Annotated in this window: 13 protein-coding genes; 7 read left to right on the top strand and 6 right to left on the bottom strand. The window is 64.8% G+C overall.

Annotated elements, in window-relative coordinates; genetic code table 11:
* The first annotated feature begins 22 nt into the window (after positions 1–22).
* The 7 genes from urtA (at position 23) to HCU64_RS00220 (ending at position 7,334) form a co-directional block, all read left to right on the top strand.
* Positions 23–1,318 (top strand): urea ABC transporter substrate-binding protein, encoded by a 1,296-nt coding sequence (urtA, locus tag HCU64_RS00250; protein WP_233381809.1) that lies wholly within the window; start codon positions 23–25, stop codon positions 1,316–1,318.
* A 141-nt stretch (positions 1,319–1,459) separates the two neighbouring features.
* Positions 1,460–3,046 (top strand): urea ABC transporter permease subunit UrtB, encoded by a 1,587-nt coding sequence (gene urtB / locus HCU64_RS00245; protein WP_233381808.1) that lies wholly within the window; start codon positions 1,460–1,462, stop codon positions 3,044–3,046.
* Between the two features lies 1 nt (position 3,047).
* Positions 3,048–4,202 (top strand): urea ABC transporter permease subunit UrtC, encoded by a 1,155-nt coding sequence (gene urtC, locus HCU64_RS00240; protein ID WP_233381807.1) that lies wholly within the window; start codon positions 3,048–3,050, stop codon positions 4,200–4,202.
* Between the two features lie 59 nt (positions 4,203–4,261).
* The gene (urtD, locus tag HCU64_RS00235; protein WP_233382844.1) at positions 4,262–5,008 is read left to right on the top strand and encodes an urea ABC transporter ATP-binding protein UrtD; all 747 of its coding nucleotides are present in this window, start codon (positions 4,262–4,264) and stop codon (positions 5,006–5,008) included.
* Positions 5,009–5,011: 3 nt separating this feature from the next.
* On the top strand, positions 5,012–5,707 hold the full coding sequence (gene urtE / locus HCU64_RS00230; RefSeq protein ID WP_233381806.1) for an urea ABC transporter ATP-binding subunit UrtE: 696 nt from the start codon (positions 5,012–5,014) through the stop codon (positions 5,705–5,707).
* Between the two features lie 287 nt (positions 5,708–5,994).
* Positions 5,995–6,828: a bifunctional allantoicase/(S)-ureidoglycine aminohydrolase gene (locus HCU64_RS00225; protein ID WP_233381805.1), complete on the top strand. Its 834-nt coding sequence runs from the start codon at positions 5,995–5,997 to the stop codon at positions 6,826–6,828.
* Positions 6,828–7,334 (top strand): ureidoglycolate lyase, encoded by a 507-nt coding sequence (locus HCU64_RS00220; RefSeq protein ID WP_233381804.1) that lies wholly within the window; start codon positions 6,828–6,830, stop codon positions 7,332–7,334. The genes HCU64_RS00225 and HCU64_RS00220 overlap by 1 nt, the downstream gene beginning before the upstream one ends.
* A 21-nt stretch (positions 7,335–7,355) precedes the next feature.
* Here HCU64_RS00220 and HCU64_RS00215 read toward each other — a convergent pair whose 3' ends face one another.
* The 6 genes from HCU64_RS00215 to HCU64_RS00190 form a co-directional block, all read right to left on the bottom strand.
* On the bottom strand, positions 7,356–8,714 hold the full coding sequence (locus HCU64_RS00215) for a dicarboxylate/amino acid:cation symporter (RefSeq protein ID WP_233381803.1): 1,359 nt from the start codon (positions 8,712–8,714) through the stop codon (positions 7,356–7,358).
* Between the two features lie 68 nt (positions 8,715–8,782).
* Positions 8,783–9,511, bottom strand: a complete 729-nt coding sequence (locus HCU64_RS00210; RefSeq protein WP_233382843.1) for an amino acid ABC transporter ATP-binding protein — start codon at positions 9,509–9,511, stop codon at positions 8,783–8,785.
* Between the two features lie 196 nt (positions 9,512–9,707).
* Positions 9,708–10,400: an amino acid ABC transporter permease gene (locus HCU64_RS00205; protein WP_233381802.1), complete on the bottom strand. Its 693-nt coding sequence runs from the start codon at positions 10,398–10,400 to the stop codon at positions 9,708–9,710.
* The gene (locus HCU64_RS00200) at positions 10,400–11,122 is read right to left on the bottom strand and encodes an amino acid ABC transporter permease (protein WP_233381801.1); all 723 of its coding nucleotides are present in this window, start codon (positions 11,120–11,122) and stop codon (positions 10,400–10,402) included. Before HCU64_RS00200 ends, HCU64_RS00205 begins: the two co-directional genes overlap by 1 nt.
* A gap of 10 nt (positions 11,123–11,132) precedes the next feature.
* Positions 11,133–12,044: an amino acid ABC transporter substrate-binding protein gene (locus tag HCU64_RS00195; RefSeq protein ID WP_233381800.1), complete on the bottom strand. Its 912-nt coding sequence runs from the start codon at positions 12,042–12,044 to the stop codon at positions 11,133–11,135.
* A gap of 131 nt (positions 12,045–12,175) precedes the next feature.
* Complete coding sequence (locus HCU64_RS00190; protein WP_233381799.1) at positions 12,176–13,819, bottom strand: porin; 1,644 nt, start codon at positions 13,817–13,819, stop codon at positions 12,176–12,178.
* Positions 13,820–14,105 lie beyond the last annotated feature (286 nt).

Here is a 14,105-nt window from a genome sequence, read left to right as displayed (position 1 = left end):
CCAAGAAGAGCCGGGGACGGGCATGCAAGACGCGATTTGGAAACGTTGGGGTCGAGCCGCCGCGCTGGCCGGTGGGCTTCTCGCTGGAGCGCTCGGCGCCCGTTCCGTGAAGGCCGAGGAGACCATCAAGGTCGGGATCCTGCACTCTCTATCGGGCACGATGGCGATCTCGGAGACGACGCTCAAGGACGCGATGCTCATGCTCATTGCCGAGCAGAACGCCAAGGGGGGCGTACTCGGCAAGAAGCTCGAAGCTGTCGTCGTTGACCCGGCCTCGAACTGGCCGCTCTTCGCCGAGAAAGCCCGGGAGCTGATCTCGAAGGATAAGGTCTCGGCCGTCTTCGGCTGCTGGACCTCCGTGTCCCGCAAGTCTGTACTCCCAGTGTTCAAGGAGCTCGACTCGATCCTGTTCTACCCCGTCCAGTACGAAGGCGAGGAGAGCGAGCGGAATGTCTTCTACACGGGTGCCGCCCCGAACCAGCAGGCGATCCCGGCCGTCGACTACCTGATGAAGGAAGAGGGCATCGAGCGCTGGGTGCTCGAGGGGACCGACTACGTCTATCCTCGCACCACCAACAAGATCCTCGAGGCCTATCTCAAGTCCAAGGGCGTGAAGCCGGAGGACATCTCCATCAACTACACGCCGTTCGGCCAGTCCGACTGGCAGACGCGCGTCGCCTCCATCAAAGCCTTTGGCTCGGCAGGCAAGAAGACCGCCGTCGTCTCCACGATCAACGGCGACGCCAACGTGCCGTTTTACAAAGAGCTCTCGAACCAGGGCGTAAAGGCCACCGATATTCCAGTCGTCGCCTTCTCGGTCGGCGAAGAAGAACTCGCCGGCATCGACACCAAGCCGCTCGTCGGCCACCTCGCCGCCTGGAACTACTTCATGTCGATCGATACGCCCGAGAACAAGGCGTTCATCGAGAAGTGGCAAGCGTTCACGAAGAATCCGAAGCGCGTCACCAACGATCCGATGGAAGCCCATTACATCGGCTTCAACATGTGGGTGAAAGCGGTCGAGAAGGCTGGCAGCACCGATCCCGACAAGGTCATCGCCGCGCTGCCCGGCATCGAGCAGAAGAACCTGACCGGCGGCACGGCCACGATGCTCCCGAACCACCACATCACGAAGCCGGTCTTCATCGGTGAGATCAAGGAAGGCGGCCAGTTCGACACCGTCTTCAAGACCGAAGACCTGATCCCCGGCGAGGCGTGGTCCAAGCAGCTCGAAGGCTCGAAGGATCTCGAAGCCGACTGGGTCAAGCTGAACTGCGGCAACTTCAACACGAAGACCAAGAAGTGCGGCGGCGCGTAGCGCACTGCTCTCCGACCCGCGCAAGCGTGATTGTGAGCGAAGCGAAGCAATCCAACCTCCATCGCAGGGCGCCAGCGTCCTTGGATTGCTTCAGCTCCGCCTCGCAATGACGGACCCCGCCTCCGTGATCGGTAAGGCTCAATGATCCGCATCCTAGCCCTGTTCCTGCTGCTGCTGTCGCCAGCCTTCGCTTTGGCCGAGGGCGGGGCCGATAGCGCCTACGGCAAGCTCGGCGCCGGTGGCTATTCCGACATCGAAACGGGGATCGTTGAGCTGGCCGCCAGCGGCGATCCGCGTGCCGCCATCGTGCTCTCGGCGCTCGCCGATGGCCGACTCTACGCCCGCTCGGCCGACAAGGCCGTCTTGATCAAGGAGGGTACCAATTTCGTCGATGCCCGCACCGGCAAGCCTGCCGAGGGGCCGACCGACGGTCTGAAACCTCTGCGAGTGAACAACAAGGTGCGACGCGCCCTCGACGCGGCGCAGGGTCAGCTTAATCTCGTGAGCCCCGATCCGGCAAAGCGCCAGGAGGCGGCAGATGCCGTCTTCAAGGCGCGCGATATCGCCGCGTTGCCCGCGCTGGATGCGGCGATTGCCAAGGAGAAAGATGCCGGGATCAGGCGCACGATGTCCGAGGCACGCGCAGCCGCGATCCTGTCGAAGAGCGGTAGTTCGGAAGCCGACAAACTCGCGGCGATCCCTGCGATCCAAGCGCGTGGCGACGGCGATGCCATGGCCGTGCTGCGCGGGCTTGCCAACGATCCGAGCGAGGCCGCGCGCAACGCTGCCGCCAAGAGCATTGCGTCGATTGAGACGCGGCTCGCGACCATCGGAGGCGTCCAGAACATCTGGTACGGCGTCTCCCTCGGTTCTGTCCTGCTGCTCGCCGCCATCGGCCTCGCCATCACCTTCGGTGTCATGGGCGTGATCAACATGGCCCATGGCGAGATGGTGATGATCGGCGCCTACACGACCTACCTCGTGCAGGAGGCGTTCCGTGCCCACGCGCCGGGGTTGTTTGACTGGTCGATCCTGGTGGCGATCCCGGCGGCCTTTCTCGTGTCCGGCGCGGTCGGCGTCGCCATCGAGCGCGGCATCATCCGCTTCCTCTATGGCCGGCCGCTGGAGACCCTGCTCGCGACCTTCGGCGTCAGCCTGATCCTGCAGCAGACTGTGCGCACGATCTTCGGTCCGACCAACCGAGAGGTCGGAGTACCGGGCTTCATGACCGGCGCCTTCGATTTCTTCGGCCTGTCCATCACCTGGGGCCGGCTCTGGATCGTGGTGTTCTGCCTCGGACTGTTCTTCTTTCTGCTCTTCGTGCTGCGAAAGACTTCGTTCGGACTGAAGACCCGCGCGGTCACGCAGAACCGGCGCATGGCCGCCGCCATGGGCATCCGCACGCCCTACGTCGACGCGATGACCTTTGGTCTCGGCTCGGGCATCGCCGGCATCGCCGGCGTCGCGCTCTCGCAGATCGACAACGTCTCGCCGAACCTCGGACAGAGCTACATCATCGACTCCTTCCTCGTCGTGGTGTTCGGCGGCGTCGGGAACCTTTGGGGCACCCTCGTCGCGGCCCTGACGCTCGGCGTCGCGAACAAGCTTGCTGAGCCGTATTTCGGCGCGGTGCTCGCGAAGATCGGGCTGCTGATCTTCATCATCCTGTTCATCCAGAAACGGCCGCGCGGCCTGTTCGCGCTCAAAGGCCGAGCGGTGGAGTCGTGACATGAGCCCACCGCGCGCTTCCCTCGTCGACACCAAAGGCTGGATCATGCTCGCGGCCATTGCGGCCGCCTGCATCGCCGTGCCCGTGTTCAACCTCGCAGTTCCGGAAGGCTCGGCCCTGCATCTGCCGACCTATCTGGTCTCGCTCTTCGGCAAGTACCTCGCCTTCGCGCTCCTCGCCGTCGCCCTGGACCTGGTTTGGGGCTATTGCGGCATCCTCTCGCTCGGCCACGGCGCCTTTTTCGGCCTCGGCGGCTACGCGATGGGCATGTACCTGATGCGCCAGATCGGTCCACGCGGCGTCTACGGTAATCCGATCCTGCCCGACTTCATGGTGTTCCTGAACTACAAGGAACTGCCCTGGTACTGGCTCGGCTTCGATTGGTTTCCGTTCGCCGCGCTGATGGTGCTCGCCGTACCGGGACTGCTCGGCTTCCTGTTCGGCTGGCTCGCCTTCCGCTCGCGCGTCACGGGCGTCTACCTCTCGATCATCACGCAGGCGTTGACCTACGCGCTGATGCTCGCCTTCTTCCGCAACGATATGGGGCTGGGCGGTAATAACGGCCTGACCGACTTCAAGGACATCTTGGGATTCCCGGTCCAGGCGCAGGGCGTGCGCGTCGCGCTGTTCCTGGCAACTGCCTTGGCGTTGGCCCTTGGCTATCTCGTGGCCCGGCTCATGACCGTGACGGCTTACGGGAAAATCCTGATCGCAGTGCGTGATGCCGAGAGCCGCACGCGCTTCCTCGGCTACCGACCGGAGCACTTCAAGACGCTCGCCTTCACCGTCTCCGCGATGATGGCCGGTGTCGCCGGGGCCCTCTACGTGCCGCAGGTCGGCATCATCAATCCGGGTGAGTTCGCTCCGACCAACTCGATCGAAGCCGTGATTTGGGTCGCTGTAGGGGGCCGTGGCACGCTCGTCGGTGCCGCTCTCGGCGCGGTGCTCGTGAATTACGCCAAGACCGTTCTGACCGGCGCTCTGCCGGATGCGTGGCTCTTCGGCCTCGGCGCGCTGTTTGTGCTGGTCACCCTGTTCATGCCCAAGGGCATCGTCGGCACGTTGGTCGAGCATTTCGGCAGCCGCCGCGCTGCTGCGAAACTCCCACCAGCTCCCGAGATCGCACCGAAACTCGCCGAAGAGGGGCGCGGCTGATGAGCGAGGCTGCCGTTCTCGAACGTCCCATTGCCCCATCGGGCAGCCATGCGCCGGACATGCGCTTGACCTCGGCGCTGCTTTATCTCGACGACGTCCAGGTCACCTTCGACGGCTACCGTGCGCTGCGTGGCCTCTCGTTGACCCTCGACAAGGGTGAGATGCGTGCGATCATCGGCCCGAACGGTGCCGGCAAGACCACGATGATGGACTGCATCACCGGCAAGACCCGGCCCGATACTGGCCGCATCGTCTTTGACGGCATCGTGGACCTGACGAAGCTCGACGAGCCTGCCATCGCTGATCTCGGCATCGGCCGGAAATTCCAGAAGCCGACCGTGTTCGAGAGCCACACGGTGGCCGACAACATCTTGCTCGCGCTCAAAGGGCCGCGCGCGGCCTTCGCGTCGCTGTTCGGCTGGCGCAACCGGGTCGAGGCCGAGAAGATCGAGCGATTGCTGACCAAGGTCGGCCTGATCGAGCATCGCAGCCGGCCGGCGGCGGATCTCTCGCATGGCCAAAAGCAATGGCTCGAGATCGGGATGCTGCTGGCACAGGACCCAAAACTTCTGCTCGTCGACGAACCTGTGGCCGGCATGACCGACCATGAGACCGCCGAGACAGCGACCCTGCTGCGCGAGATCGCCAAGGACCACGCCGTCGTGGTGATCGAGCATGACATGCATTTCGTGCGCGCTCTGCAATGCCGGGTCAGTTGCTTGCATGAGGGCTCGGTGCTTGCCGAGGGTTCGATCGATGTCGTCTCCGCCGACCCAAAGGTCGTCGAAGTCTATCTGGGACGCTGAAGCATGCTGACCGTCGAAGGCATCGACCTGTTCTACGGGGCCGCAAAGGCCCTGCGCGACGTCTCGCTCACGGCCGAGCCCGGCAAGGTCACGACCGTGCTCGGCCGCAACGGTGTCGGCAAGACCTCGCTGATGCGGGCCATCGTCGGCCAGCAGCCGATCGCCAAGGGGGCAATCAAGCTCGGTTCGGACGATATCTCACGGCTCGCGCCCTACGATCGCGCCCGTCGCGGCGTGGCTTTCGTTCCGCAGGGGCGCGAGATCTTTCCGCTGCTCACCGTCAAGGAGAACCTCGAGACCGGCTATGCGCCGCTCAAGCGCGCGGATCGTTTCGTGCCCTCGGAAGTCTACGATCTGTTCCCGGTGCTCAAGGACATGCTGCACCGACGCGGCGGTGACCTCTCTGGAGGCCAGCAGCAGCAACTCGCCATTGGCCGCGCCCTGGTGACCCGCCCGAAGGTGCTGGTGCTCGACGAGCCGACCGAGGGAATCCAGCCCTCGATTATCAAGGATATCGGCCGGGCGATCACTTATCTGCGCAGCAAAGGCACCATGGCGATCGTGCTGGTCGAGCAGTATTTCGAATGGGCCCGCGATCTCTGCGACGACTACGCCGTCATGGATCGCGGGCAGGTCGTCGGTTTCGGACCAAGGGCCGAGATGGACGAGGAGCAGGTGCTGCGCTGGCTTTCCGTCTAGACGGATACTTGGCGGTCACTCTGCGACCCGGCTGCCTACAAAATCCGATCGGAACAAAGCGAGCCGCACCGTGCTCGACGCGCGCCCTCTCGCTTTGACTCGACCCGAAAACAGCAAGATCGGAGCGCGAGCATCGGCCAAAAGCTGACCGCCCCGTTTACGCATTTCGCATGTTCGGGCTAGGCAGGCCCGGATCGAGGCCGCCGAGATCGGTCCACCATGAGTCGACCCTTCGAACAGACACGAGCGAGACGCGGAACCTCACCCACGAGCGGAGCTGTCGTTCGATGATGAGCCGTCCTTATCACGAGGCCGCCGGCGGTCTGCCGGACCAGTCCGCGCTGCATACCGGGCGGGCCGTCTTCACGGATGCCTACGTATTCATTCCAAAGGGGGTGATGACGGACATCGTCACGAGCCTTCTGCCGTTCTGGGACAAGACCCGTGCCTGGATCTTGGCGCGGCCGATGAGCGGCTTCTCCGAGACGTTCTCGCAGTACCTGATGGAGACCGAGCCCGGAGGCGGTAGCGAACGCCCGGATCCGCATTCCACGATCCAGAGTGTGCTTTTCGTCGTCGAGGGCGAGCTGACCATTTCCCTCTCCGGCAGCGCGCACCCACTGGGACCGGGCGGTTATGCCTATCTCCCGGCAGGAGCCGACTGGACGATCCGGAATCAAGGTGCGGTGGCAGTGCGCTACCACTGGATCAGGAAGCCCTACAGCGCCGTCGATGGCCTTGAGCGGCCCGAGGCGTTCTTCACCTCCGACGCTGATGTCGAGCCGATCGCGATGCCGGGCACCGATGGTCGTTGGGCGACGACGCGCTTCGTCGATCCCGCTGACCTGCGGCACGACATGCACGTCAACATCGTCACCTTCCTGCCCGGTGGCGTGATCCCCTTCGAGGAGACGCACGTGATGGAGCACGGCCTCTTCGTGCTGGAGGGCAAGGCGGTTTACCGGCTGAACAGAGACTGGGTGGAGGTCGCGGCCGGTGACTTCATGTGGCTTCGCGCCTTCTGCCCCCAAGCCTGCTACGCGGGCGGTCCTGGTCGCTTTCGCTACCTCCTCTACAAGGACGTCAACCGCCACGCCGGCTTCGGCAGGATCGGCGTGTGATGGCGGCAATCGAGGCGAGAACCTTGGCGGCACGGCCGCTGACCCGCGAGGCTTTCGCGCCGTTCGGTGATGTTCTCGACATCAGCGGCGATCAGCCGATGTCCATGAACGGTGACAGAGCACTACGCTACCACGCCTTGGCCGCGGCGCAGGCGCTCGGCAGCGATGCCAGGGTGATCGTCAGCATCGCCGTGTCGAAGCCGGTTTCGGGGCTGGTTGAGATCGCGATGGTCGAACGCCACCCGCTTGGATCGCAAGTCTTCATGCCGCTCGATGACGGCGGCCTGCTCGTGGTGGTGTGCCCCGACGAGGGGGGCAGGCCGGGGAAGCCTGAAGCCTTCATCGCCTCGCGAGGGCAGGGCGTGAACTATCGCGCCAATGTCTGGCACGGCATCCTTGCCCCAATCGAGCAGCAGCAGAGCTACCTGATCGTCGACCGGGATGGGCCCGGCCTGAACCTTGAGGAGCATTTTTTCGAGAAGCCCTGGTTCGCCAGGGTGTCCTGACGCGAAGTAAGGCGCCCCGGATCAGGCCTGCGGTTCCGCAGCTACGATGCTGGCGAGGTCCGGCGGCGGGTTATCGAGGACGGTGCGGGCGCGGTCCTTGTCGAGGTCGCCCTCCCAGGCCGCGACCACCACCGTCGCCACGCAGTTGCCGATGAGGTTGCCGACGGCGCGGGCCATGCCGATGAACCAGTCGACCGAGAGCACCAGCACCAGTCCGATGGCCGGGATCGAGGGCACGGCATTCAGCGTCGCAGCGAGGATCACGATGGCCGAGCCCGGCACGCCGTGCGCACCCTTCGAGGTGATTAGCGAGACGCCGAGCACGAGGAGCAGGTCGCCGAAGGAGAGCGGCGTGCCCGTCGCCTGGGCGATGAACACCACGGCAAGCGTCAGGTAGATCGAGAAGGCGTCGAGGTTGAAGGAGTAGCCCGTCGGCACCACGAGACCGACGGTAGACGGCTTGATGCCGAGATACTCGAGCTTGGCCATGATCTGCGGAAGCACCGCGTCCGAGGAGGCGGTGCCGAGTACGATGGTCAGTTCTTCGCGCAGATAGGCTAGGAACTTGAACAGGCTGATCCCGGCGAGCCGCATCACCCCGCCGAGGATCACCAGCACGAAGACCGCGACCGCGACGTAGTAGAGCGCGACGAGCGAGAGCAGCCGCGTGAGCGAGCCGACGCCGAACTTGCCGACCGTGTAGGCGACGGCTCCCAGGACGCCGAGGGGGGCGACCCGCACGATCAGGCCCATCGCCTTGAACAACACGCCGGCGACGGCGTCGATCATCTCGGAGACCTTCTGCCCTTTGGGGCCGGCATACAGGGCGAGGCTGACGCCGAAGAGGACCGCGAAGAACAGCACCTGCAGCACGTCGTTGCGCGCCAGGGCATCGAAGGCGGTGGTCGGGATGATGTTGAGCAGGAAGGCCCCGATGCCACCGCCCTGCAGCTTGTGGGCGTTGTCGGCGTAGTTGCCCATCGCCTTGGCATCGAGCGTCGTGGTGTCGATGTGCATGCCGTGGCCGGGGCCGACGAGGTAGGCGATGACGATGCCCAGCGCGAGCGCCACCGTCGTCATCACCTCGAAGTAGATCAGCGCCTTCACCCCGACGCGTCCGACCTTCTTGAGATCGCCGGCGCCAGCGATGCCGTGCACCACGACGCAGAACACGATCGGCCCGACGATCATCGAGATCAGTTTCAGGAAGGCATCGCTGAACACCTTCAGGCCGATGGCGAAGTCGGGCACCGTCACGCCGATCACGACGCCGAGGATCAGCGCCACGACCACCTGGACGAACAGCGAGGCGTAGAGCGGCTTGGCCGTCTTCGCCGGCTTTGCGGCCGTCGGGGAGGGCGAGGCGGAAGCGGCCGACATCGGGAGTAATTCCTTCACGGGCCCGCTACGGCGGGCATGCGGCCCGCCATGCAGGAGAGGTGCCGGGGCTAATGCTGCAGGATCTTCGAGAGGAAGTGCTGGGCGCGTTCGCTGCGGGGCTTGCCGAAGAAGTCGTCCTTCCCCGCGTCCTCGACGATCTCGCCCTTGTCCATGAAGATCACCCGGTCGGCGACCTTGCGGGCGAAGCCCATCTCGTGGGTCACGACCATCATGGTCATGCCGTCGCGGGCGAGCTCGACCATCACGTCGAGCACCTCGCCGACCATCTCCGGGTCGAGGGCCGAGGTCGGCTCGTCGAACAGCATCACCACCGGGTTCATGGCGAGCGCGCGGGCGATGGCCACGCGCTGCTGCTGGCCACCCGAGAGCTGACCCGGGAACTTGTCCGCATGCGCGCTCAGGCCGACCCGGGCCAGCAGGTCGCGGCCGCGCTTGCCCGCATCCTCCGAACCACGCCCGAGCACCTTGCGCTGGGCCAGCGTGAGGTTGGCGATGATCGAGAGATGAGGAAACAGCTCGAAATGCTGGAAGACCATGCCGACGCGCGAGCGCAGCTTAGGCAGGTTGGTGGCCTTGTCCTTCACCCGGGTGCCGTCGACGGTGACCTGTCCGGACTGGAACGGCTCCAGCGCGTTGACACACTTGATCAGGGTCGACTTGCCCGAGCCGGAGGGGCCACAGACCACGACGACCTCGCCCTTCGCGACCTGCGTCGTGCAGTTCGTCAGCACCTGGAAGCTGCCGTACCACTTGCTGATACCGTCGATGGCGATCATCGGCGCGCCGGTCGCGGTGGCAGCGTGAGGGGTGACCAGCGGGCCTTTCTGCAGGCCCTCGTCCTCGAGCGCCTCGGAGCCCGTCACGACGGTGGCTGTGCCGCCGGGAGCCGGCATCGGTGTGGAGGTCATCGGCCGAACTCCTTTGCCGCATCGTTTTTGCGCGGACCTGCGGTCACCGCGCTCGAAAAGGCTCTCATCGAATGATCGCCACGCGGCTGTGTAGGCGCCTCACCAGGAAGGAGGCAGTGAAGCAGACGGCGAAGTAGACGACGGCCGCGAACAGATACATCTCGACGAGCCGCCCATCGCGCTGGGCGACCTTCGAGGCGGCGCCGAGGAAGTCGGTCAGCGAGAGCACGTAGACCAGCGAGGTGTCCTGGAAGAGCACGATCGTCTGGGTCAGCAGCAGCGGCAGCATGTTGCGGAAGGCCTGCGGCAGGACCACCGTCGCCATGGTCTGCCAGTAGTTCATCCCCAGCGCCTGAGCGGCAGCCGTCTGCCCCTTCGGGATCGACTGGATGCCCGCGCGCATGATCTCGGAGAAGAAGGCCGCCTCGAACAGCGTGAAGGTGATCAGCGCGGAGGAGAAGGCGCCGACCTGGATCGGCGTCGGCGAGCCCGTCAACCAGGCGCCGATATACGGCACCAGGAAGTAGAACCAGAAGATCACCAGCACGAGAGGCAGCGAGCGCATCAGCTCGACATAGCCCTTGGCGAGATGCGTCACGCCGGGGATGGCCGAGAGCCGCATCATCGCGATCAGCGTGCCGAACACGACGCCCATGGCGGCAGCCAGCGCCGTCAGCGTCACGGTGAAGACCATGCCCTGCCCGAACAGGTAGGGCAGGGAGGAGGCGATGACCCCGAAATCGAAATTCGAGAACATCAGCGCGTCCCCGGCACCGCGACGGAGCGTTCGAGCCAGGTCGCCAGCACGATCACCACGAGGTTGATCGCGATGTAGAGCACCGTCGCCGCGGTGAAGGCCTCGAAGACCTGGAAGGAGAATTCCTGCATGGCGCGCGCCCGCGCCGTGAGTTCCAGCAGCCCGATCGTCAGGGCGACGGAGGTGTTCTTGAGGTTGTTCAGGAATTCGGAGGTCAGCGGCGGCAGGATGATGCGGTAGGCGTTCGGGAGCAGCACGTGCCGGTAGCTCTGGGCCACCGTCAGCCCGAGGGCCGTCGCCGCCATCCGCTGGCCGCGTGGCAGCGCCAGGATGCCGGCCCGCACCTGCTCGGCGACGCGGGCGGCGGTGAACAGACCGAGGCAGACGACCGCCGTGTAGAACGGCGCGTTCGGCAACTGCTTGATCGCCGAGCCGAGCTTCTCAGGGAGAAGCTCGGGCACGACGAAGTACCAGAGGAACATCTGGACGAGCAGCGGGATGTTGCGGAACAGCTCGACATAGGCCGTGCCGACGGCATTCGCTGCCTTGGAGGGCAGGGTGCGCATCACGCCGATCGCCGAGCCGAGGCAGAAGGCGATCGCCCAGGAGGCAAGGGCGGTCGCGATCGTCCAGACCAGCCCGGACAGGAGCATGTCCGTGTAGGTGCCGACCCCCTCCGGCGACGGCTCGAAGAAGATGCTCCAGTTCCAGTTGTAGTTCATCGATGGGCGATCAGTACGCGGCCGGATCGGGGCTGTCGCTCGGCGAGGCGAACTGCTTCACCATGGCCTCGCTCATCGGGAGCTTGAGGTTGATGCCGCGCGGCGGAATCGGCTGCGTGAACCACTTTTCGTAGAGTGCCTTGCCCTCGGGGCTCTTGTAGAGCGCGCTGGTGGCGGCATCGACCACCGCCTTGAAGGGCGCATCGTCCTTGCGGAGCATGATGCCGTAGGGCTCGGGCTTGGAGAGCGCCTCGCTGGAGATCGCATAGGCGTCGGGCGTCTTCGAACTGGCCGCGAGCGAGGCGAGCAGCACGTCGTCCATCACGAAGGCATCGGCGCGGCCGGTCTCGACCATCAGGAAGGCCTCGGCGTGATCCTTCGCCGGCAGGATGGTCAGGCCGAGGCTCCTCGCGGTGTTCGCCTCGTTGATCATCTTGATGTTGGTGGTGCCCGAGGTCGAGACCACGGTGCGGCCCTTGAGGTCCTCGATCTTGTCGAGCTTCTTGTCCTTCTTCGCGACGTAGCGGGTCGCGGTCAGGAAGTGGGTGTTGGTGAAGCTCGCCTGTTTTTGGCGCTCGGCATTGTTGGTCGTCGAGCCGCATTCCAGGTCGATCGTGCCGTTGGCGATCAGCGGGATGCGGGTGGCTGAGGTGACCGGGTTGAGCTTCACCTCGAGCTTGTCGAGCTTGAGATGCGCCTTCACCGCATCGGCCACCTTGCGGCAGATCGCGTAGGCGTAGCCGACCGGCTTCTGGTCACCGTCGAGATAGGAGAACGGCACCGAGGAATCGCGGTAGCCGATGGTGATCGCCCCCGAATCCTTGATCTTCTTCAGGCTGCCCGTGAGCTCTTCGGCGCGCGCAGACGCACTCGCTGTCAGAGCCGCGAGCGAGGCCAGGAAAAGCACGTGTCTGAGGCGCATTGCGCATCCTTTTCGCGTGAAAGGTTCGGCTCGACGTCCGGTCCGGGAGGAGCCGGCGATCGGGCCCGTGCGGGCATAGTGTGCCCGCAGGCCGGACTTGTCATCCGGCGCTGCGCAAAGGGCGTACCGCCTCAGAAGTCGCGCTGCACGCGCATGCGGATCTGAGTCGCGTCGTAGCGCTTGACCGTATGGATCGGTACGCCGTTGACGTCGTTACCCGGCCTCGTCGCGTCGGCAACGCGGCCTTCGAGAACGCTGGTGCCGATATACGTGCCCTCGACCCCGATATCGAGATCCTTGACTGGCGACCAAATGATGCTCGCGCCGGCGGTGACCTGGGCGTTATCCCTGAGCACGGGGCTGACGGCGAAGGCAGCTGGGTTGGTGAAGGCGCTCGGCGGAGCGCCCGTGGCGAAATTGGTGCCGAGCAGGCTGTAGGCCTGGCGCGTGCCCCTGTTGAAATTGACCTGTCCGTAGCTGCCGAAGAAGGCCGAGCGCCATTGCGGCGTCCAGTAGTGCAGATACGCGGCTGAGACGGTGAAGGCCTTCGTCAAGTCGAGTTTGCCGGTGATCGGATTGACGACCGCGTCGGGCACATACTGGTTGAACGAAGCGCCCTGGACGGGCGTCAGGTTCGTGGAATAGCTGCCGGTCAGGTAGGTGTAGCCGGTGTAGCTCATGGCGCCTTCCGCGTAGGCACCTTGCAGGTAGAAGCCGTCGCCCGGGGCGATCATCGGCAGGTTGACCTTCAGGCCGCCCTGGACGGCCCAGCCGTCCGCGGTCTGGGCACCGGACGTCACGCCGCGTGCGGCAAGGAGCGCTTGAGCCGCTGCGGCGCTCGGTGCTGCGATCGCGCCGGAACCGGCGGTGGACAGGAAGCCGCCGACATTGGTCTCGTGCAGAGCACCCGAGAGCTGGGCCGATCCCCAAGGCGCGTCGTATCGCAACACGCCGACGAAATCTGGAAGGCGGCTGCGCTGGACGGCGTCGAGGTACGCGACGCTCGTGGCGTCGAAGGCGCCGTTCGTGGTGAGAATGATCGGTGCCGGCGCATTCGTTCCGAGGCCGAGAAACGTCGAAGTTCCGGCGACCGGCAACGTCGTCGTGAAGTTGGGCGAGTAGACGGGCTGCCTGCGGAAGGCGGGATCTTCCATCGAGATGGTTGCCGAGAACCCGCCATCGAAGGTCTTGGTGTAGGCGAGCAGATTTGTGGAGGCGATGTCCGAGCCACCCGTCGTGCCGATCAGCTCGTAATCGTGTGCGTAGAAGTCGAAGAACGAGGAGGCGCGGCCGGCGGTCAGGCCGGCGAACTGGATGAAGGCCTTCTCGGTCACCGCAAAGTTCTGCACGCGGCTGTAAGAATCCTGGCCTGTCGCGAAGAAGGCGTTGGCGATGCGAAGCTGTGTCGCCGACGAGAGCAGCGTTCCCGAACGGCTCGCTATCTCTTCGCGCACGAAGGCGCGCAGAGTGCCGTAGTCGGTCTGCGTCCGAGCATCCACGGCGATGCGCAGGAGCCCGCGAAACTGAGACTCATCGCCCGAGCCGCGACTGCGGTCGGGATTTGGGATCGTGCCGGCCTCGAACCGGGCTCGGCCCGAGACGCGAATGCACGTGTCAGTGCCAGGAATGTAGAAAAAGCCTGCTCCATAGGCGCCGCAAACACGAACGTACTCGATCGGCGCAGCTTTCTTGACCGGCAAATCCGCAGCGTGGGCCGCTCCTAGTGCCGTCACAGCCGCCGTTCCACAGAGCAGCGCCGATCGAATCCCGTACATACCGCCAACCCCCAACCCAAAGCCCGCGGCCCATCAATCGAACGAAGTCGATCGCAGGCGGTAATACTGTCCATTTGCGAGGACGAGCATTTCGTGACCATTCGGCCTTGTTGTCGAAACGTCCGCCGCCCCCAATGCGGTGAGCGCTCTCGCGTTCCACGCATCTCTTGGATCGATGACCAGTTCTTGTGCGCCGATGTTCTTTTTGTAAGCAGCGACTGTTCGAAAGACCCGAAAGGAATTCCATCTCTGTTGAGACGACGGCACAAGTCCATTTCCGCATCAC

The organism is Methylobacterium sp. C25, assembly GCF_021352225.1.
In the GTDB taxonomy this organism is placed as follows: domain Bacteria; phylum Pseudomonadota; class Alphaproteobacteria; order Rhizobiales; family Beijerinckiaceae; genus Methylobacterium.
Note: the sequence above shows the minus strand (reverse complement) of the source record. Positions and strands in the feature narration are given on the sequence as shown.